This window comes from Amycolatopsis sp. NPDC049252, from assembly GCF_043197175.1.
Classification (GTDB): Bacteria; Actinomycetota; Actinomycetes; order Mycobacteriales; family Pseudonocardiaceae; genus Amycolatopsis.
On sequence record NZ_JBICSQ010000049.1, the window covers coordinates 44,259 to 63,352 of the forward strand.

Genomic DNA, 19,094 nt, shown 5'->3' on the forward strand with positions numbered 1-19,094 from the left:
TGACATAAATAGTCACCCAGCACGCCGATGACGGCCAGTGCCCGTGTCATCGGCCCCTTGTGCCTTACACATGCTCTGCCTAGTGCCCGGCATTGCTCCGAACAGACCAATGAATACCGGGAAGAAGCCCGCGGAATCCCGAATTGCGACTTTGCGTCACCACAGGACTGCGGTGTGTCGCGGATCACACGGGTCGCGAGCATGTCGAGGGCCCGACGAGAACCGCCGGATCGGGGCGTTCGCGGGCATGTGCAAAACGCATGTCCGCACCCGGTGAAATCCATCCGCACCGGTGCGCTGAGCACTTAAGAAGTAGACGCCGACCGTTCTAGGGTTTTAGACGCAACCCATTTCTCCGCACCGGATGCCTTCGCCGGGAAGGCGCGGGGCGGCCATGTCGAACTGAGGGGACGGGCCCACCATGGATGAGATCGTCCGGCAGGCGGTGGCACGGGCCATCGTGACCATGCGGGACAGACTGGGCGAACGACTGACGATCGACGACCTCGCCCGCGCCGCGATGTTCAGCAAGTTCCACTTCACCAGGGTGTTCCTGCGGACCACGGGGCTCTCGCCCGGCCGGTTCCTCTCGGCCATGCGGCTCGCCGAGGCCAAGCGGCTGCTGACGACCACCACGATCTCGGTCGCCGACATCAGCCACCAGGTCGGGTACAACAGCGTCGGGACCTTCAGCGCCCGCTTCAGCGGCAGCGTGGGCGTTTCCCCGTCGGGTTACCGCCAGCTGCGCGGGGCACCGGCTGCGCGGATCGCCGAGCGGCCGGACCACCGGCTGCCCGGGGCGACCGTGCGCGGCCAGCTGCACGCCATGCCGCCGGCCGAGGTCGGGCCGGTGTTCGTCGGGCTGTTCCCGGCCCGGATCGCCGAAGGTCTGCCGGCGCGCCACACCCTGGTGCCCGGCCCGGGGCCGTACACGCTGGCGGACGTGCCGCCGGGCTCGTGGTACCTCATCACCCACGCCTACGGCGCCAACCCGCTCGACCAGTACGGCCAGCGCCCGTTCACCGGGCTGACCGGGCCGGTGACCATCCAGGTGGGCGTGACCGCGCGCCTGGCCGACGTCCGGCTGCGGCCCCGACGCGGGTTCGACCCGCCGGTGCTGCTGGCGCTGCCCGACCTGCGCAAGGCCGTGGCGGCCCACGCGGTGGCCGTCTGAGGAAGGGAACCGCGCGCGGTGCGCCACTTCGCACCGCCGCGATTCCCCGGGCCGGCGGGCATTTCCGCGCCGGCGCGACGGGGCGCGGAATGGGGCGCGCCTTTCGCGGAATCAACGGCGGTGACGGGCAATGGCGTACCATTGCGCACGGGGTATCGCCTACTGGGGTGCGAGGTATCGCGGTGATCAGGGTATTGCTGGCCGAGGACATGCACATGGTCCGCGGCGCTTTGGTCGCGCTGCTCAACCTCGAGTCCGACATCGAGGTCGTCGCCGAGGTTTCCGCCGGCGACGAGATCCTCCCGGCCGCGAAGGCGACCCAGCCGGACGTCGCGGTGATCGACATCGACCTGCCGGGCAAGGACGGCCTGTCCGCGGCCATCGAAATCCACGAAACCCTGCCCGACTGCCACACGCTGATCCTCACCAGCCTGGGCCGCCCGGGTACCGTCCGGCGCGCGCTGGACGCCAAGGTGAACGGTTTCCTGCTGAAGGACGCGCCGTCAGACAAGCTCGCGAACGCCGTGCGGTCCGTCGCGATCGGACGCCGCGTCATCGACAGCGAGCTCGCGCTGGCCGCCTGGGAGACCAACGACTGCCCGCTCACGCCGCGGGAGATCGAGATCCTTTCGCTCGCCGCCCGCGGGCGCACGGTCTCGGACATCGCCGCCGACCTGTTCCTCTCGGCCGGCACGGTCCGCAACTACCTGGCCGCGGTGGTGACGAAGCTGAACGCCCGCAACCGGGTGCACGCCATCCGCATCGCCACCGAGGCGGAGTGGCTCTAGGCCCCGTCCCGCAAGGCAAGCTCGCCGTCCGCAGAGGACAGCGCCGGAGAAAGCGCTTCCGGCCGGGCCCTCACACCGGGATCTCGGCCACCAGCCGGTGCGTGCCGTTCGGTTCCGCCTCGGCGGTGAACCGGCCGCCGAGCGCCTCGACCCGGCGGCTCAGGTTGACCAGACCACTGCCGGAGCCCGCCGGGCGGCCGGCGAACGCGCCGACGCCGTCGTTGACGATCTCCAGCCACGCCATGCCGTCCGACGTGGACACGCTGAACGCGCACCAGGTCGCCGAGCTGTGCCGGACCACGTTCGTGACGCCCTCCCGCAGCACGGCGGCCAGTGTGCTCGCCACCTGGGGCGGGAGGTCGCCGGTGCCGGCCCGCGCCGAGGTCACCCGCACCCCGGCCGCCCTCAGCACGTCCACGACCGCGCGGCACTCGTCGTCGAGCGACAGCTCCCGGTACCCGGCCGCGACGGCCCGGACGTCGGCCAGCGCGCGCCGCGACATCACCAGCAGCTCCGCCAGCTCCTCCTTGGCCGCCTCCGGCCGGGTGCGGACCAGCCGGTCGACCAGTTCACCCTTGAGGGTGATCGCCGACAGGCTGAGGCCCAGCAGGTCGTGCATGTCCCGGGAGAACCGCCGGCGCTCCTCGACGACCGTCCGCCGCTTCAGCTCGCGGACCTCGGCCTCCCGTTCGGCGGCCAGCCGCGCGGCGGTGGCCGACCCGAACAGGGCCGCCCCGGCCACCGCGGTCACCGCGGCGGCGGTGAGGCCGTCCAGCGCCGCGACCGCGGGCCGTTCGGACAGCGCGACGAGCACGCCGGCCGCCAGGCTGACGAACACCACCGCCGGGACCGACCGCGACGGCCGCGCGACCAGGAGGACCCCGCCGGCGAGGAACCCGCTCGCCACCGCCCAACGCGGCCCGAGCTGCAGCATCGGCACCCAGCTCAGCGCGGCGAGCAGGATCAGCGCGGGAACGGGCCGTCGGGCCCGGCCCTGGCCGAGCCCGGCGAGGTAGACGACGACGAGGGCGGCGGTGTACCCGGCCGCGGAAACCTGCACCGGCCAGGGCTCGCGCCCGGTCAGCGTGAAGGCCGGGACCAGCAGGCCCACCGCGACGGCGGCCGCGAACCGGGCCCCGGTGACCAGGCGGCGGAAGTCCCGCTGCCCGCGTGCCGCCACGGCGGCCCGCACCTCGTCCGGCTCGGCCGGCTCGTCGGCGGCCACGACCGTCCGGGCGGCCAGGCCGATCCCCGAAATCCGCACCGGAACAACCACGGCCCCTCCCGTGTCGCCACCCCGAGAGACCAAGGTAACAGGAGGTCGGCTCCGGCGACGGCCGGTCACCGGAACGGCGTCACCCCGGCAGGTCCAGCACGCACTCCCCGACACTGACCTCGGCCGGCCACTCCAGCCCCAGCGTGCGGTCCACCCGGTCGCCCGCGTCGACCGGCACGGCGTGGGCGCTCAGGCCCATCGCCAGCCCGGTCAGGTAGAGGATCTGCTGCAGGCAGCCGACGTGCACCAGGGTCGTCGCGTACGCGGCCTTGCCGAGGACCCACGCGGTCCGCGTCAGCCGGGCGGTGATCGTGAGCAGCACCGGCGGGCGCCGGTGGCCCCCGGCGCCGATCATCGCGAGGTCGAGCAGGGCGGCGAGCGCCGCGGGGTCGTCGTTGACCGGCGCGAGCGCGTGCCCGAACGGGTCGTAGTGGTAGATCCCGGGCGCCAGGCCGGCGCAGCGGTTGACGCTGAGGTAGATCTCCAGCTCGTAGAGGCAGCCGATGCTGAAGTACGGCCGCTGGGAAGCCTCGTGGCTGGGCCAGCCGGGCAGGTGGGCCGGGCCGATCGAGCGGACCCGGGCGGCCCGGAAGAGGAACTCGCCCACCTGCTCGGCGGTGAGGCTCCGGCCGTTCGACTCCGGGCAGCTGTGGTCGTGTTCGAGCAGCGACGTCAGGCTCGCGCCGTCGGACCCGACGGTGACCGGGTCCGGGCGGTGCAGCGGGATCGCCGGGCCGCCCGGGAGCAGCTTGAGCACCGGCGGCTCCGGTCCCGAGCGGTCGCCGCCCGGCTCCAGCGGGCCGCCCTTCTGCCAGGTCCGGCTGCGGGAGTGGAACATCAGGTCCTCGGGCGGCCACACCGCCAGGTCGGTGTCGGTGTCCTCGGCGAACTCCGCCGCCGGCCCGGCGGCCAGCGCCACCCCCGCGGCCACCAGGAACGCGACGACGTCGGCCACGACCGGCTCCGGCAGCCCGCTGTCGGCCGCGACCTGCTCGACGGTGACGGGCCCGGCCAGCGACGAGGCGACGGTGACCGCGGGCCGCCGCAGCAGCGCGAGCCGGTACCGGGCGCGCGGCGACTCGACCACGAGCGCGCCGCCGTCCGGCCGCATCGTGGCGAACCGCGAGAGCTTGACCAGCCGGCCGGGCGGGACGGGCTCGGCGGAGAACACCGGCGCCTGGGTCACCGGGATCGCGGAAAGCACCGGTCCGCGGCCGTCGCTGAGGCCGACCGAGTGGACCACCGAGCCCGCCAGCCGTTCGAGGACCTTCCGCAGCATCCCCCGCCAGTCCCCGGCGGCGTCCGGCATCGACGAGGCGAGGTTGTCCATCGACACCGGGCCGAGCAGCATCCGGCCCAGCGAGTCGCGCACCTGCGGGGCGATGTGCGGCAGTTCGTACTCACCCCACCACGTGACCGCGACCAGGGTGTCGTCCTCCCCGTTCTCCAGCAGGGTGTCTTCGGTGAACGACCACAGCCGGACGGTCTCCGAGCCCGCTTCCGGGCGGTCAGCAGGCACAGCGAACTCCTAGAGCGGGTACCGCGAGTGGGTGGAGCTACAGGAACATGGGCAACGGGTTGAGCCGGTCGTACGGCGTCGGGGCGTCGAGCCGGCCGAGCCGCACCGGCACGTCGAACAGGCGGCCCGGGGCGAAGCGGGCCCACAGCGGCCGCAGGCCGGGCGCGAGCACCTTGACGACCGGGATCCCGACGTCGGGGCGGGTCTGGTCGAGCACCAGCAGCTCCAGGCCGGCCCCGGCGAGCGTCGCGGCCAGCGCTTCGACGTCGTCACCGACGTCGGCGCGCTCGACGAACGGGAAGTCGCCCGCCGCCCGCATCCGCTGCCCGGCCGCCGGCCGGAGGTAGGGCTGGTTCGCGACGGTGGCGAACTCCAGCCAGCGGCGCGCGTCCGGGTCGTCCAGCTCGTGGCCGGCGGCCAGCACGACCGGCAGCATCTGGTTGAGCTCGGTCACCGCGCGGCGCACCGCGATGCGCGGGTCGAGGTGGGCGCCGAAGCCGAGGATGACGTCCTCGCGCGGGCCGTCGGTGCGCCGCGACAGCGCGGCCATCACCGGCACCCCGAGGTCCGAGGTCAGGTCGAGCACCCACAGCTGGCGGCCGATGCCCCCGTAGTTGCGGGTCATCTCCTCGAGCCACCGGTCGCCGAAGGAGTTCAGGTCCACCCCCGGCACCGCGACGCGGTTGTACCACCACAGCGCCACGGCGTCGCGTTCGACGAGCTCTAGCGCGCCCTGCAGGATCGCGTCCTCCAGGCTGCTGCCCGCCGCCGCACCGTTCGAGTCGGCGTGCACCCCGCGCGCGCCGGGCGCGCCGTAGTACAGCTGCGCCGTCGGCAGCAGCCGGCGCCGCCCGGTCAGCGACCACACCGGCGTCCAGTCGATCACCGCGCCGGTGTCGAACCGCCCGGGCACCCGCTGGAAGTCCGCGTGGTCGGCGTTCCAGGCCGCCCGGTCGTCGTACTGCCGCTCGGCGAACAGCATGCAGTCGTTGGGGTGCAAGGCTTCCGCGCCGAGCTCGGCGAAGGTGGCGCGGACGCGCAGCTCGTCACCCTGGTAGCTGCCGGAGAACCGCTCCGCGGCCTCGCACAGCGCGCCGACCTCGGCGTCGAGCGGGGTGACGCCCTTGCCGCCGTTCTGGGAGCGCAGCCCGGCCCGCAGCGCGGCCATCCCGGTCACCCCGCGGGTCACGTTCGGGCCGGAGTGGTAGGCGTTGGCGAACGCGGGGGCCGACGGGTCGGGCCGCACCGCCTTGACGATGCCGGTGATCGGGCTGATCAGGTGCCGGTGCCGCTCGAGCATCTGCGCCGGCGTCGCGGTGCGGTGCCCGCCGCCGCCCGAGGTCACCTTCTTCGCCGGCTGCAGCACGACCGGGGCGGCCGAGCGCCGGGCCACCAGCCCGGGGTCGCCGCAGCCGGCGCACTGCGGGCGGCGGCGCAGCTCGTGGAGCCGTCCCTGCAGGTCGAGCGTGTCGAGCGTCCACACGCACTGCTGGCCTTCGTAACGGTAGCCGGCCAGCCACTTGCACGCCTCGAGCGCGACGAAGTGGGCCGCGGCCGCGGCCAGCGGCGGCACCGCCGAGACCGGGCGCCGCGCGGGACCGTCGTGGCCGAGCACCTCCTGGACGCACGCCTCGGCGTGCCGGTGGCCCCACAGCCGGTGGGTCAGGCAGTGCCAGCACCCGCCGCCGGGCCGCAGCACCGGCCCGATCCAGACCTGGGCGCCGAACGGCCGCGCGATCAGCCACGGCCGGCCGCCGGCCCGGTGCGCGGCGTCCACGGCGGCCAGGCGCGGGTCGAGGTAGTCCGAGCAGAGCACCACGGACAGGTCGGCGACCTCGGTCCCGCCGGTGACCACCTCGACGTCGGCGTCGGTCAGCGCCGCGCGCACCCGCTCGGTCCCGATGTCGTCCCCGACGGTGATCAGCCGGACCCGGCTCGGCCGTTCGCGGGTCGCGAGCCGTTCGGCGTCCACCCCGCAGGCGTCCCAGTAGGCCAGCGCCCGCTCGTCGTTCTGCCCGCCCCGCTCCCGCACCGTCACGAGCCCGGCCTCCACGAGCTGGGCCAGCAGTGCGCGGACCTGGTCCGGCGGCATCCCGCCGGGCCGGCCGCGGAGCAGGCTTTCGAGGTCGTGGGTCCCGTCGAGCAGGGTCGCCAGTGATTCGATCTGCGCGCCGCGCATGGCGATGACACCCTGTTCGGAGAACAGGTACGCACCCTTCCCGGCCCGCACCTCGGCCCGGAGGTGCCGCTTGAACGCCAGTGTCGGCCCGGCGGGCACCTGCCCGCCCTCCTTCAGCGCACCAGTCCTGTCCACCGCTGGATTGCGCATGAGCACTCCTGCCGGTCTGCGAGGGTAGTACGGGACGAGTGTCCGAATCCTGCTCCTCCGGGGGACTCCCAGCCAGTGCGCGAGGCACCGTGAAGTCATGCGATTTGCACGTGCCCACCTGGGCAACGCATGTGGTAGCGGTGTGCATCTCACTGGCCGGGTCACGTGCGAGCCGTCACCGTAGACGGAGACGCCGGGAGTACTACACGGCGACTGAGGCACCGTAGCGGACCCCGCGGCCACGCGCGAGCCAGGCGGTGCCCGGTCTGGACCCGAGACAAGTGAGGACCCGAGTATGCCTACCTCTGCTCGCACCTACGGACAGTTCTGCGGCCTGGCACGGGCGCTCGAGATCGTCGGCGAACGCTGGTCGCTGCTCGTCGTCCGTGACCTGGTGCTCGGCCCGAAGCGGTTCACCGACCTGCAGCAGACGCTGCCGCGGATCCCGGTCAGCATCCTCACCTCGCGGCTGAACGAGCTGGAGGAGGCCGGGGTGGTCCGCCGCCGCGTGCTGTCCCAGCTGGACGCCGGCGTCGTCTACGAGCTGACCGAGTACGGCAACGAGCTCGACAACATCGTCCTCGAGCTGGGGCTGTGGGGCGCCCGCTCGCTCACCTACCCCCGCGCCGACGAGGTGTTCACCCTCGACACCGCGATCATCTCGCTGTACACGACCTTCCAGGAGGAGGCCGCGTCCGGCGTGCACGTCAACTACGAGCTGCACCACCTGGGCGGCGAGATGATCGTGCACGCGATGGTCGACGACGGCGCGCTGAAGGCCGCGGCGGGCGCGCTGCCCGCGGCGGACCTGGTGATCGAGCCGCAGGGACCGGCGATGATCGACCTGTTCAACGGCAAGCTCGGCGCCCAGGACGCCATCAGCAGCGGCAAGGTCCGCATCGACGGCGACCCGGCCCACCTCGAGCTGTTCACCCGGCTCTTCCACATCCCGCCGGCCCCGGAGCGCCCGACCGGGCTCGCCCTCCACTGACCCGCCCGCACCGGCGGGTGGCGGTCTCACCCGCCCGCCGGTGCGCAATCCGCTGTCTGCCGCAATTTCCCTTGCGATGTCAGCAATCCGGAGTAACGGATCACCGCGCGCGAGCGGCTATCGTCTACGCACCAAGGCATTGGCGCACACGCGAAAACTGGGGTCAGCATGTCGACGTCCGAACTCGCCCGGCCCACGGGCTTCCTCGGCGGGCTCAACAGCCGCTACCACCACCGCGCCCTCGCGGTGTTCATGATCATCGTCATCGCGCACTGGGCCGAGCACATCGTCCAGGCCGTCCAGATCTACGGGCTCGGCTGGCCGACGTCACGGGCCAGGGGCGTGCTCGGCATGCCGTTCCCGTGGCTGATCTCCCAGGAGTGGCTGCACTACGGCTACGCGCTCGTCATGCTGGTGTTCCTGTGGGTGCTGCGGCACGGCTTCGCGGGCCGCTCGAGGCAGTGGTGGAACCTGGCGCTGGGCATCCAGTTCTGGCACCACATCGAGCACCTGCTGCTGTTCATCCAGGCCCAGTCCGGCTGGCGGCTGGCCGGGCAGAAGGTGCCCACCAGCATCATCCAGCTGCTGGTCCCGCGGGTGGAGCTGCACCTGTTCTACAACACGATCGTCACCATCCCGATGATCGTGGCCGTCGTGCTGCACCGGCGCGCGTCGAAGGCCGAGCACGAGCTCACCGGCTGCGTCTGCGGGCTGAAGCCGCAGGCGCCGGCACTGTCCGGCTCGTGAGCCGCCCGGTGCTGCGGCGGGCGCTGGCCCTGCTGGCCTTCCTGGCCGGCTGGCTGGTGCTCACCGCCGCTCCGGCCTCGGCGCACGTCGAGATCATCTCCTCGACGCCGGGTGACGGCACCCGGCTGACCGCGGCGCCCGGCCAGGTGTCGGTGACGCTGTCGGAGAACATCGGCATCCAGCCGGGCTCGCTGAAGGTCGTCGACACCCAGGGCACCGAGGCCGACACCGGCCCGGTCTTCCAGCCCGGCGACGCCGCCGAGCAGGTCGCCGTCCGGCTGCGGCCGGGCCTGCCCGACGGCAGCTACCTCGTCGAGTACGCCTTCGTCTCCGCCGACTCCCACCCGGTGCGCGGCACGTTCGCCTTCGTCGTCGGCACCGGCCCGCTGATCACCTCGGCGGGCGCGGTCGCGGCCGCGACCGGCACCGATCCCGCGGTGGACGTCCTCTCCACGACGTTCCGCTGGCTCTCCTACGTCGGGGTGGTGCTGCTCGGCGGGCTCGTGTTCGTGCGGACGTGCCGTCCGGCCGGCGGCACCGACCCGCGCACGCGGCGCCTGCTGTCGTGGGGCGCCGGGCTCACCGCCGTGACGGCGGTCGCCGCGCTCGTGCTCCAGGGCCCGTACGCCGCCGGACGCGGCCTGGGTGCCGTCTTCGACACCGGGCTGCTCTCGGACACCCTGCGCGTGGCCTACGGCAAGCTCCTGCTGCTGCGGCTGGCCGCCGTCGCCGTGCTGGCGGTGCTCCTGCCGCGGCTGCTGGCGCCGGTGCTGTCCGAGCGGCTGCGCGCGCGGTACGAGAACGGCGCCATGGTGACCGGCTTCCTCGTGCTGCTGAGCTTCTCGGCGACCGGCCACCCGGTGACCGACCCGATCATGTTCGTGTCGGTCGGCGCGGACTTGGTGCACTACGGCGCCATCGCGATCTGGGCCGGCGGCCTGGTCCAGCTCGCCTTCGCCCTGCGCCGCCCCGCCGCCGGCGAGGACCTCGGCCCGGTCGTCACCCGGTTCTCGCGGCTGGCCGGCAGCGCGGTCTTCGCAGTCGCGGTCAGCGGCGCCGTGCTCGCGTTGCGGATCATGCCGTCGCTCTCGACGCTCTGGACCACCGGCTTCGGCCTGCTCCTGCTGCTGAAGATCGCCGGGTTCGCCGCGCTGCTGGCCGTGGCGCGCGTGTCGCGCCGCGCGGTGCAGCGCGGCATCACGGTCAGGTCGTCCGGCGGCACGGCCACGGTGACGGCCGACCTGCGACGGCTGCGCTTGGCCGTCGGCACCGAGGTCGTGCTGTCCGTGCTGGTACTGGGCCTGGCCGCGGTCCTCACGGTGACCTCGCCGGGCGGCTGAGCCTAGACGCCCGGCGCCCTCGCCAGGCAGATCCCGAACTCACCCGCCGGCACCAATGGCCCCAGGTGAACACCGGCAACCACCGCCGCGGCCCTCACTCCAGCCCGACACCACCAGCCGCGCCACCGAACACCGACCCCGGCCACGGCGACCTCACCCGCCCGACACCAACGGCCCCCAGGTCAACGCCGGCAACCACCCCGCCGGCACCACCAGCCACGCCAACGAACACCAGCCGGACCCAGAGCCACGGCGACCTCGCCAAAGCAGATCCCGAACTCACACGCCCGGATACGACGGCGGCTCGAACGGGCCCCAGGTGAACGCCGGCAGCCACGGCTCCGGCGCCTCGCTCCAGTCCAGCACCGCCAGCTGCGCCGGTGAGCGGCGGCCGGCGAGGGCGCGGTAGAGGTCGTGGGCGGGTGCGGTCAGCGACGCCGTCGCCCGGCCGTGCCCCGCCGTCCACTCCGAACCCCCGGTCGTGCGGACGCGCAGCGGCGGCAGGCCGCGGCCGGCCACCGAGCCGGAGAACCCGCGGACCAGCACCTCGAAGCTCGGGGCCCAGGCCAGGTGCTCGTCCGGCGGCGCCACGCCGAGCGCGGCGCGCAGGTCCAGTTCGTGGGTGTAGGCGTCCATCACCATGATCTCGCCGCTGCGCCCGCCCGCCTCGGCGAGCAGCCGGTCGAGCTCCTCGCCCACGGCGTCCCAGCGGTCGAGCAGGCCGGGGACGTCCCGGGGCGCGGGCGCCGGCGGCGGTGTCCCGCCGTGGCGCACGAGCACGCGCTCGGCGATGCCGGTCAGGTGCGCGAGCAGGTCCGTGACGGTCCACTCGGGACACGCCGGGACCGGCCGCACGTCCAGGCCGTCCCGCCCGCCGAGCAGCGAGCGGATGCCGCGCCGCACCTCGGGGTAACCGACGAAGTCGGGGGCCGGGACCGGCCGACGCACTGTCACGCACTCCACCTCACCCTGGCACGATCGGTGATATCCGCTCAGTATGCCCTGGTGACGGCCCCGGAGGTTCTCCTCGCTTGCCGGGTCGCCGGGCGCCCCGAGACCCCGGGAGGTCGTGACCTTGCCCACACTGTGGTCCACGTCGGCGCAGTGGGAACTGCTGCCGCCGGTACTGCTCGCGCTGCTGCTCAGCGTCGCCATCGGCCTGGAGCGCGAAGCCGGGATGAAGGCCGCCGGGCTGCGGACGCACAGCCTGGTCGGCGTCGGCTCGGCCGTGTTCATGCTGGTGTCGAAGTACGGCTTCGCCGACCTGCTCGGCACCGAGCACGTCGCGCTCGACCCGTCGCGGATCGCCGCGCAGATCGTCTCCGGCATCGGCTTCATCGGCGGCGGGCTGATCTTCGTCCGCCGCGACGCCGTCCGTGGCCTGACCACGGCCGCGACGATCTGGCTCACCGCCGCGGTCGGCACGGCGTGCGGCGCCGGCCTGCCGGTGCTCGCGGTCGGCACGACCATCGGGCACTTCGTGGTGACACGCGGTTTGCCGCCGCTGCAGCGGTTCGTCGCGCGGCACCGCAGGGAACCGCCGGTGGTGCGGCTCACCTACGCCGACGGCCAGGGTGTGCTGCGCGCGGCGCTCGCCGTGTGCACCGGACGTGGCTGGTCCGTGCACCACGTGGAGGTAGATCACGAACCCCATTGGGGGCTCCGGGTGGCGGAGCCCCCGGCCCGGGGCGAAGCCCCGGATGTCACAGTTTCCGAGGAGGGGCAACGGATCGCGGTCGTCACGCTGCGGCTCGACGGGCGAGGTGATCTTTACGACCTCGCCGCCGAACTCGCCGAACTGCCGGGCGTCCGGAGCACGTCCACCGGCGCCGGGGAACCGCTCGACGAATGATCACCCGCCCGGGCAGCGCGCGGGGGCGGGTTTGCGGCACACTGGGGTGCACCCGGAAATCCCCGGTACCGCAAGGAAAACGTGCGGCCGAGGAGAAACCATCCAATTCGGAGGTGAGACATGGCCCCCGGCGGTGGCGAGGACGTGGCGCACACGCGGCCCGGATTCGACCTGGCGTGGCGCGGTTTTCATCGCGCGCAGGTCGTCGAATACGTCGAGTGGGCCGAAGCCGAGATCCAGAGACTCACCGCCGAACGCGACGCCGCGGCGCGTCGCGCGGCCGCGCTCGCCGAGGAGAACCGTGAGCTCCGGGTGAAGATCGACCGGATCAGCCGGACCCCGATCCCCGCCGACGCGCTGCAGGAGCGCTCGCGCCGGATGATCGAGCTCACCCGCGAGGAAGCGGCCGAAATCACCGCGCGGGCAACGGAAACCGCCGAACGGATCAAGCGTGAGGCGGAGCTCGAGGCCGTCCGGCTCACCGAGAAGGAACGGGAAGCCCTGGCCGCGGCCGAAGCCGATCGCGAGCGGCAGCGCACCGAGCACGAAGAACTCCTGCGGGCGGCCGAGCAGCGCCGTCGCGAGCTCGACGAGGCCGCGGCGAAACGCCGGGCGCGGCAGGAAGAGGACCACACGCGGGCGATGACGCTCCGCCGGGCCGAGGCGATGCATGAGCTGGCCGAGCAGGACACGGCCGCCCGCACGAAGGCCGACAGGCTGGTCGCGGAAGCCACCCAGCGCGCCGAAACCCTGGTCACGGCCGCGGAACGCGAGGTCGCGGCCCTCACCGACGTCCGCGACAAGCTCCACGCGAGCCTCACCGGCTGCCGCTCCCTGCTGGCCGAAGCGGCCGTCGCGCTCGACGAGCGGCCGTTCGACCCCGAAGCCACCCTGCCGATGGCCAAACGCGTGCCCGTCCAGAGACGCTCCCCGGCGGACGATCTTTCGGACGCCGTCGGCTGACCCCTTGTCCCCCGGCCGGGTTGCCCCGATGATCAGGTGATCGCCCGGCCGAGGTGAGGGGGACCCATGCGCGCGACGATCCCGCTGGTCACCGTGCTGCTCGCGGGCATGCTGAGCGCGTGCGGCGGCGGCTCCGGCCTGACGATCAACCTGTACGTCTCGCCGGAGAACAACCTCCAGCACGTCGTCGACACCTGCAACGCGGCCGCGGGCGGCCGGTACCGGATCGAGTACCACAAGCTCCCGCGCAGCGCGGACGGCCAGCGCGAGCAGATGGTGCGCCGCCTCGCCGCGGAAGACCCGTCGCTGGACGTGCTCGGCCTGGACGTCACGTGGGTGCCGGAGTTCGCCGAGGCGGGCTGGGTGGTGCCGTGGACCGGCGCCGCCGAAGCGGAGGCGACGCGCGACGTGCTGCCCGGCCCGCTGTCGACCGCGCGCTGGAACGGGCAGCTGTACGCGGCGACGAAGCACACGAACGTCCAGCTGCTCTGGTACGACGACCGGCTCACGCCGTCACCGCCGAAGACGTTCGACGAGCTGATCACGCAGGCCAAGGCCCTGAAAGCGGCCGGGAAGCCGGCGAACGTCCTGTTCACCGGCGCCCAGTACGAGGGCCTGGTGGTGTTCTACAACACCCTCGTCGCGTCGGCGGGCGGGCACATCCTGTCCGACGACGGCAAGTCCGTGCTGATGGACGACGGCGCCGTCCGCGCGCTGCAGCTGCTGAAGACGCTCACCACGGCCGGGATCACCGACCCGTCGCTGGGCAACTCCAAGGAGGACGAGGTCCGGCAGGCGTTCCAGCGCGGGCAGGGCGCGCTGGAGCTGAACTGGCCGTACGTCTACGCCTCCTACGCGAAGGAAAAGCCGCAGGACCTGACGCACGTCCGCTGGGCGCGGTACCCGTCGGTGGTGCCGGGGCGCCCGAGCCACGTCACGATCGGCGGCTTCAACCTGGCGATCAGCACGTATTCGCCGCACAAGACCGAAGCGTTCGAAGCGGCGTTGTGCCTGCGCAGCCCGGCGAGCCAGAAGTACCAGGCGATCGAGGACGGCCTGGCCCCGACGACCCGGTCCGTCTACGACGACCCGGCGCCGCTGGACCCGGCCGACCCGGGCTCGACGATGGCCGCGCAGTTCCCGATGAAGCCGGACATCCTGGCCGCGCTGTCCGACGCCGCCGTCCGGCCGCTGACCCCGGCGTACCAGAACCTGTCGACGGTGATCTCGAAGGTGCTGTCCCCGCCGTCGGAGATCGACCCGGCCGTCACCGCGGCCGAGCTGCGCGAACGGCTGGCCGACGCGCTCAACTCGCGGGACATCATCCCTTGATCCGGGCGTTCGCCCTGGTCGCGGCCGTCGTGACGCTGGCCGCGTCGACCACGCTGGCCAACCGGGTGCTGCCGGGCTGGGCGTACCCGGTGTGCGGGCTGGTGGCCGCGCTGGTGCTGGTCGGCCTGGCGCGTGCGGCCGGGCTGTCGTGGTCCGACCTGGGTTTGCGCTCGTTCCGGCGGCCCGCCCTGGTCGGGCTGGCCGGCGCCGGGGTGGTCGCGGTGGTGTTCGGCATCGCGCTGGCCGTACCGGCGCTGCGAACCGTCTACCAGGACGGCCGGGTCGGCACACCGGACTTCGGCCAGCTGCTCTGGCTGACGTGCGGCCGCATCCTGTTCGGCACGGTGCTGATCGAGGAGATCGCGTTCCGCGGCGTGCTGCCGGCCCTGCTCGGCGCCCGGGACGACCGCTGGCGCTGGCCCCCGATCCTGGGCGCGGCGGCCCTGTTCGGGCTCTGGCACTACCTGCCGGCCCTGGCGATCGGCCGCAACGCGGCGGTCCACGCCGTGTTCGGCGGCACGCCGGTGGTGGTGCTCCAGGTACTGGCGATGGCCGCGGCCGGCGTCGCCGGGATCTTCCTGCACTGGTGGCGCCACCAGGGCCGCGGCGTGCTGGCGTCGGTGATCGTGCACTTCACGACCAACGCAGGCGGACTGACACTGGCGGTGCTGGTCCGCTGAGCTACGAGCGCACCAGCCGCGCGATCGCGTCCGAGGCTTCCCGGACCTTCAGGTCGGCTTCCTCGCCGCCGGCCGCGGCCGCCTGGACCACGCAGGTCGCGAGGTGCTCGTCGAGCAGTTCCAGCGAGAACGACTGGAGCGCCTTCGTCGCCGCGGAGACCTGGGTCAGGATGTCGATGCAGTACTTGTCCTGCTCGACCATGCGCTGCAGCCCGCGGATCTGCCCCTCGATCCGGCGCAGGCGCTTGAGGTAGGCCTCTCGCTCGTTGCCGTAACCCGTCATCGCGCACCTGTCCCCGTCGTCGGCATCCCTCCACCTCGACTATACCCACCCCACGTATCAGCGGAAGCGGCGCAGCCGGAGGCTGTTGCTCACCACGAACGCCGACGAGCACGCCATTGCCGCGCCCGCGATCATCGGGTTGAGCAGCCCGGACGCGGCCAGCGGCAGCGCCGCGACGTTGTAGGCGAACGCCCAGAACAGGTTGCCCTTGATGGTGGCCAGCGTCCGGCGTGCCAGCCGGATCGCGTCGCCCGCGGCGCGCAGGTCGCCGCGCACCAGCGTCAGGTCGCCGGCCTCGATGGCCGCGTCGGTGCCGGTGCCCATGGCCAGGCCCAGGTCGGCCTGCGCGAGCGCGGCGGCGTCGTTGACCCCGTCGCCGACCATCGCGACGACCCGGCCCTCGGCCTGCAGCCGCTTCACGACGTCGACCTTGCCTTCGGGCAGCACGCCGGCGATGACCTCGTCGATCCCCGCCTCGGCCGCGATCGCCCGCGCCGTGTCCGCGTTGTCCCCGGTCAGCAGCACCGGCGTCAGGCCCAGCGCGCGCAGCTCGGCGACGGCCTGCGCGGACGTCGGCTTGATCGTGTCGGCGACGACCAGCTGCCCGCGGACCTCGCCGTCCCAGGCCACGTGCACGCCGGACGCCCCGGCCGCCTCCCGGCCGACGCTGACCCGCTTGCCCTCGACGACGCCGGTGACGCCGAGCCCGGCCGTGCTGCGGAAGTCCGTGACGGCGGGGAGCGTGCCGAACCGCTCCCGGGCCGCGGCCACGATCGCCCGGGCGATCGGGTGCTCGGACGCGGCCTCGACCGCGCCGGCCAGCCGGAGGACCTCGCCGTCCCCTTCGACCAGCGTCATCCGGCCGGTGGTGACGGTGCCGGTCTTGTCGAGCACGACGGTGTCGACGCGGCGGGTGGACTCGAGCACCTCGGGGCCCTTGATGACGATGCCCAGCTGCGCGCCCCGCCCGGTGCCGACGAGCAGCGCCGTCGGCGTCGCCAGGCCGAGCGTGCAGGGGCAGGCGATGATCAGCACCGCGACGGCCGCGGTGAACGCCTGGTCTTCGCTGCCGCCCGTCGCCAGCCAGGCGACCAGCGTGGCGAGCGCCGCGAAGACGACCGCCGGGACGAACACCGCCGACACCCGGTCGGCGAGGCGCTGGGCCTCGGCCTTGCCGTTCTGCGCGGCCTCGACCAGGCGCGCGAGCTGCGCCAGCCGGGTGTCCGCGCCGACGCGCGTCGCGCGGACGAGCAGCCGCCCGCCGACGTTGACGGTGGCGCCGGTGACGGCGTCGCCCGGGCCGGCCTCGACCGGCGTCGCCTCCCCGGTGAGCATGCTCGTGTCGACCGCGGAGCTGCCTTCGGTGACCACGCCGTCGGTGGCGATCTTCTCGCCGGGCCGGGCGACGAAGACGTCACCGGGGTGCAGGCTCTCGATCGGCACCTGGCGCTCGACGCCGTCGCGGAGCACCGTGACGTCCTTCGCGCCGAGATCCAGCAGCGCGCGCAGGGCGGCGCCGGCGCGGCGCTTGGACCGGGCTTCGAAGTAGCGGCCGGCCAGGATGAACGTGGTGACCGTGGCGGCCACCTCGAAGTACAGGTTGTCGCCGGCCATGCCGGTGCTCAGCAGCTCGAAGCCGTGGCGCATGCCGATCTCGCCGGCCATGCCGAACAGGAGCGCGTACACCGACCAGGCCGTGGCGGCGACGACGCCGAGCGAGATCAGCGTGTCCATGGTGGCGGTGAGGTGGCGCAGGTTGACCGCGGCGGCGCGGTGGAACGGCCACGCGCCCCACGTCACGACCGGGGCGGCGAGCACGAGCGAGACCCACTGCCAGTAGTCGAACTGCCAGGCCGGGACCATCGCGAGCGCGAGAACGGGGACGGTGAGCGCGGCGGAGAGGAGCAAACCCTTGCGCAGCGTGCCGTCTTCGGCCGGCGCCTCGGGCTCCGGGAGCCGCGCGGAGTACCCGGCGGCCTCGACGACGCCGACCAGATCCTCGATCGACAGTCCGCCGGGGTAGCTGACCTGGGCTTTCTCGGTGGCGTAGTTGACCGTCGCGGTCACGCCGCCGACCTTGTTGAGCTTGCGTTCGACGCGGGCCGCGCAGGAAGCGCACGTCATCCCGCCGATGGCGAGCTCGACGCGTTCGGACTGCGCGGTGGCCATGCCGGTCAGGCCACCAGGCGGTAGCCGGCCTCGGTGACGGCCGCGGCCACGGCGTCGGCGGTCAGTGGGGTGTCGCTGGTCACGGTGACGCGCCCGCTCTCGACGTCGACGTCCACCTCGCGGACGCCGCCGAGCTCGGAGACCTCTTCGCGCACCGAGGTGGCGCAGTGCCCGCAGGTCATGCCCTCGACGGTGTAGGTCGTTTCGGTCATCGGGGCTCCTCTCGTTCCCCTCTCTTTATACCCATCGGGGGTAGGGGTTCTCCACCGCCCCCGGTGTGGCGGTGCTCGCTCCGGCGGGCACACTCGCGGAATGCGGAAGCTCTACGCGATCGGGATCGGCGCCGGCGACCCCGAGCACCTCACCGTGCAGGCGGTGGACCGCCTCAACCGCGTCGACGTGTTCTTCGTGCTGGACAAGGGCGAGGAGAAGGCCGACCTGGTCCGCCTGCGCCAGGAGATCCTGGACCGGTTCGTCACCCGCCCGTACCGCACGGTCCTCGTCCCGGACCCCCCACGCGACCGCACCCCGGACGACTACCGGGCCGCGGTGGCCGACTGGCACGCGGCCCGCGCAGCGCTCTACGAGCAAGCGATCCTCACCTCGCTGGACGCGTCTCAGACGGGCGCCTTCCTGGTGTGGGGCGACCCGTCGCTGTACGACAGCACGATCGCGCTGATCGAGGCGGTGCTGGCGCGGGGGAACGTCGAGTTCGAGTACGAGGTGATCCCGGGCATCAGCAGCATCTCGGCCCTGACGGCCCGTCACCGCACGACGATGAACCAGATCGGCCGCGCGGTTCAGCTCACCACAGGCCGCCGCCTGGCCGCAGGCTGGCCGTCCGACGTCGACGACGTCTTCGTCCTCCTGGACGCCCACACGACGTTCGACCGCTTCACATCCCAAGATCTGACGATCTACTGGGGCGCGTACGTAGGCACCCCAGACGAAATCCTCATCTCCGGCCCCCTGACTCCGGCCTTGGCAACCCAAATCCGCGAAACCCGCGCGAAAGCCCGAGAACGCCACGGCTGGATCATGGACACCTACCTACTCCGCCGCCCCACCCCCTAACCGCACACACAACCCGACTGTCTGTGCACGCAACCCGACCGCCCAGGTACGCGAGTCGACCCTCCCATCACGCGTGTCGGCTTCCCATCACGAGTGATGCCCCCTCGGCCACACGAGTCGCGCCTCGGATCACGCGAGTTTCGCCGGCAATCACGCCAATTTCGTGTCCGATCACACTTACTGGCAAAGGGATTCAAGTGGCGAGAGTCCGATTCGGACACCGCAAGGCCGGCTAAGGTGACGCCATGGGCATCACTCGGCGCCGGGACGCGGGCTTCGCGTGATCAGTGCCAGAACTCGCGTGACTCCGGTCGCGACTCGCGTGATGGTAGCCGGAACTCGCGTACCTGAAGGGTCGGGTCGCGTACCCAGACAGTCGGCTGGCGTACCTGGACAGTCGGTTCGCGGGATCAGAGAGCGTGCTTGAAGGGTCGGCTCGTGTGGCTGCGGCGTCGACACGGCCCGTGTTTTGGGTATAAAGAAAAGGGCCCGGCCGGGAGAACCAAAGTTCTCAACCGGGCCGGGCCCTTCCCCACGTAAGTTCGGCGGTGTCCTACTCTCCCACAACCCTTCGGTT

The 19,094-nt window shown here is 72.8% G+C and carries 17 protein-coding genes; 10 read left to right on the top strand and 7 right to left on the bottom strand.

Going from position 1 to position 19,094, the window contains the following annotated elements; all coding sequences use genetic code 11:
• Positions 1-421 precede the first annotated feature (421 nt).
• Positions 422-1,174, top strand: coding sequence for a helix-turn-helix domain-containing protein (locus tag ACGFMK_RS34050; RefSeq protein WP_392772078.1), 753 nt, complete (start codon positions 422-424; stop codon positions 1,172-1,174).
• A 182-nt stretch (positions 1,175-1,356) separates the two neighbouring features.
• Positions 1,357-1,962: a response regulator transcription factor gene (locus ACGFMK_RS34055; RefSeq protein WP_323336624.1), complete on the top strand. Its 606-nt coding sequence runs from the start codon at positions 1,357-1,359 to the stop codon at positions 1,960-1,962.
• A gap of 70 nt (positions 1,963-2,032) precedes the next feature.
• On the opposite strand, the gene ACGFMK_RS34060 is transcribed toward ACGFMK_RS34055, so the two are convergent.
• From ACGFMK_RS34060 to ACGFMK_RS34070, 3 genes are all read right to left on the bottom strand, one after another.
• A complete protein-coding gene (locus ACGFMK_RS34060) occupies positions 2,033-3,238 on the bottom strand; it encodes a sensor histidine kinase (protein WP_392772081.1) in 1,206 nt (401 codons plus the stop codon).
• Between the two features lie 79 nt (positions 3,239-3,317).
• Positions 3,318-4,757 carry a SagB family peptide dehydrogenase gene (locus tag ACGFMK_RS34065; protein WP_392772083.1) on the bottom strand — a complete coding sequence of 480 codons (1,440 nt, stop codon included), beginning with the start codon at positions 4,755-4,757 and terminating at the stop codon, positions 3,318-3,320.
• A gap of 37 nt (positions 4,758-4,794) precedes the next feature.
• On the bottom strand, positions 4,795-7,086 hold the full coding sequence (locus tag ACGFMK_RS34070; protein WP_392772085.1) for a TOMM precursor leader peptide-binding protein: 2,292 nt from the start codon (positions 7,084-7,086) through the stop codon (positions 4,795-4,797).
• 295 nt (positions 7,087-7,381) lie between these two features.
• On the opposite strand from ACGFMK_RS34070, the gene ACGFMK_RS34075 reads away from it, so the two are divergent.
• The 3 genes from ACGFMK_RS34075 to ACGFMK_RS34085 all read left to right on the top strand — a co-directional run bounded on the left by ACGFMK_RS34075 (position 7,382) and on the right by ACGFMK_RS34085 (position 10,164).
• Positions 7,382-8,077, top strand: a complete 696-nt coding sequence (locus ACGFMK_RS34075; protein ID WP_323336629.1) for a helix-turn-helix domain-containing protein — start codon at positions 7,382-7,384, stop codon at positions 8,075-8,077.
• A gap of 168 nt (positions 8,078-8,245) precedes the next feature.
• Positions 8,246-8,824 (top strand): hypothetical protein, encoded by a 579-nt coding sequence (locus tag ACGFMK_RS34080; RefSeq protein WP_392772088.1) that lies wholly within the window; start codon positions 8,246-8,248, stop codon positions 8,822-8,824.
• Positions 8,821-10,164 carry a copper resistance CopC/CopD family protein gene (locus ACGFMK_RS34085; protein WP_392772090.1) on the top strand — a complete coding sequence of 448 codons (1,344 nt, stop codon included), beginning with the start codon at positions 8,821-8,823 and terminating at the stop codon, positions 10,162-10,164. The genes ACGFMK_RS34080 and ACGFMK_RS34085 overlap by 4 nt, the downstream gene beginning before the upstream one ends.
• Positions 10,165-10,443: 279 nt before the next feature.
• Here ACGFMK_RS34085 and ACGFMK_RS34090 read toward each other — a convergent pair whose 3' ends face one another.
• A complete protein-coding gene (locus tag ACGFMK_RS34090) occupies positions 10,444-11,118 on the bottom strand; it encodes a maleylpyruvate isomerase family mycothiol-dependent enzyme (RefSeq protein ID WP_392772092.1) in 675 nt (224 codons plus the stop codon).
• 121 nt (positions 11,119-11,239) lie between these two features.
• On the opposite strand from ACGFMK_RS34090, the gene ACGFMK_RS34095 reads away from it, so the two are divergent.
• The 4 genes from ACGFMK_RS34095 to ACGFMK_RS34110 all read left to right on the top strand — a co-directional run bounded on the left by ACGFMK_RS34095 (position 11,240) and on the right by ACGFMK_RS34110 (position 14,991).
• Complete coding sequence (locus ACGFMK_RS34095) at positions 11,240-12,016, top strand: MgtC/SapB family protein (RefSeq protein ID WP_392772115.1); 777 nt, start codon at positions 11,240-11,242, stop codon at positions 12,014-12,016.
• Positions 12,017-12,136: 120 nt separating this feature from the next.
• Positions 12,137-12,979, top strand: a complete 843-nt coding sequence (locus ACGFMK_RS34100; RefSeq protein WP_392772095.1) for a M protein — start codon at positions 12,137-12,139, stop codon at positions 12,977-12,979.
• Between the two features lie 66 nt (positions 12,980-13,045).
• Positions 13,046-14,311: an ABC transporter substrate-binding protein gene (locus ACGFMK_RS34105; protein WP_392772097.1), complete on the top strand. Its 1,266-nt coding sequence runs from the start codon at positions 13,046-13,048 to the stop codon at positions 14,309-14,311.
• The gene (locus ACGFMK_RS34110) at positions 14,308-14,991 is read left to right on the top strand and encodes a CPBP family intramembrane glutamic endopeptidase (RefSeq protein ID WP_392772101.1); all 684 of its coding nucleotides are present in this window, start codon (positions 14,308-14,310) and stop codon (positions 14,989-14,991) included. The genes ACGFMK_RS34105 and ACGFMK_RS34110 overlap by 4 nt, the downstream gene beginning before the upstream one ends.
• Before the next feature lies 1 nt (position 14,992).
• Here ACGFMK_RS34110 and ACGFMK_RS34115 read toward each other — a convergent pair whose 3' ends face one another.
• From ACGFMK_RS34115 to ACGFMK_RS34125, 3 genes are read right to left on the bottom strand one after another with little or no spacing between them, the layout of a single operon-like run.
• Positions 14,993-15,274 (bottom strand): metal-sensitive transcriptional regulator, encoded by a 282-nt coding sequence (locus ACGFMK_RS34115; RefSeq protein WP_247055614.1) that lies wholly within the window; start codon positions 15,272-15,274, stop codon positions 14,993-14,995.
• A 57-nt stretch (positions 15,275-15,331) separates the two neighbouring features.
• Positions 15,332-17,443 carry a heavy metal translocating P-type ATPase gene (locus ACGFMK_RS34120; protein WP_392772104.1) on the bottom strand — a complete coding sequence of 704 codons (2,112 nt, stop codon included), beginning with the start codon at positions 17,441-17,443 and terminating at the stop codon, positions 15,332-15,334.
• 5 nt (positions 17,444-17,448) lie between these two features.
• The gene (locus tag ACGFMK_RS34125; RefSeq protein ID WP_392772105.1) at positions 17,449-17,655 is read right to left on the bottom strand and encodes a heavy-metal-associated domain-containing protein; all 207 of its coding nucleotides are present in this window, start codon (positions 17,653-17,655) and stop codon (positions 17,449-17,451) included.
• A gap of 100 nt (positions 17,656-17,755) precedes the next feature.
• Between ACGFMK_RS34125 and cobF the strand changes: the two genes are divergently transcribed.
• A complete protein-coding gene (cobF, locus tag ACGFMK_RS34130) occupies positions 17,756-18,517 on the top strand; it encodes a precorrin-6A synthase (deacetylating) (protein WP_392772108.1) in 762 nt (253 codons plus the stop codon).
• Positions 18,518-19,094: the final 577 nt, after the last annotated feature.

Coding starts and splice junctions, on each gene's coding strand:
- ACGFMK_RS34050 (WP_392772078.1), top strand. CDS start 422: ATGGATGAGATCGTCCGGCAGGCGGTGGCACGGGCCATCGTGACCATG.
- ACGFMK_RS34070 (WP_392772085.1), bottom strand. CDS start 7,086: ATGCGCAATCCAGCGGTGGACAGGACTGGTGCGCTGAAGGAGGGCGGG.
- ACGFMK_RS34075 (WP_323336629.1), top strand. CDS start 7,382: ATGCCTACCTCTGCTCGCACCTACGGACAGTTCTGCGGCCTGGCACGG.
- ACGFMK_RS34080 (WP_392772088.1), top strand. CDS start 8,246: ATGTCGACGTCCGAACTCGCCCGGCCCACGGGCTTCCTCGGCGGGCTC.
- ACGFMK_RS34100 (WP_392772095.1), top strand. CDS start 12,137: ATGGCCCCCGGCGGTGGCGAGGACGTGGCGCACACGCGGCCCGGATTC.
- ACGFMK_RS34105 (WP_392772097.1), top strand. CDS start 13,046: ATGCGCGCGACGATCCCGCTGGTCACCGTGCTGCTCGCGGGCATGCTG.
- ACGFMK_RS34115 (WP_247055614.1), bottom strand. CDS start 15,274: ATGACGGGTTACGGCAACGAGCGAGAGGCCTACCTCAAGCGCCTGCGC.
- ACGFMK_RS34120 (WP_392772104.1), bottom strand. CDS start 17,443: ATGGCCACCGCGCAGTCCGAACGCGTCGAGCTCGCCATCGGCGGGATG.
- ACGFMK_RS34125 (WP_392772105.1), bottom strand. CDS start 17,655: ATGACCGAAACGACCTACACCGTCGAGGGCATGACCTGCGGGCACTGC.
- cobF (WP_392772108.1), top strand. CDS start 17,756: ATGCGGAAGCTCTACGCGATCGGGATCGGCGCCGGCGACCCCGAGCAC.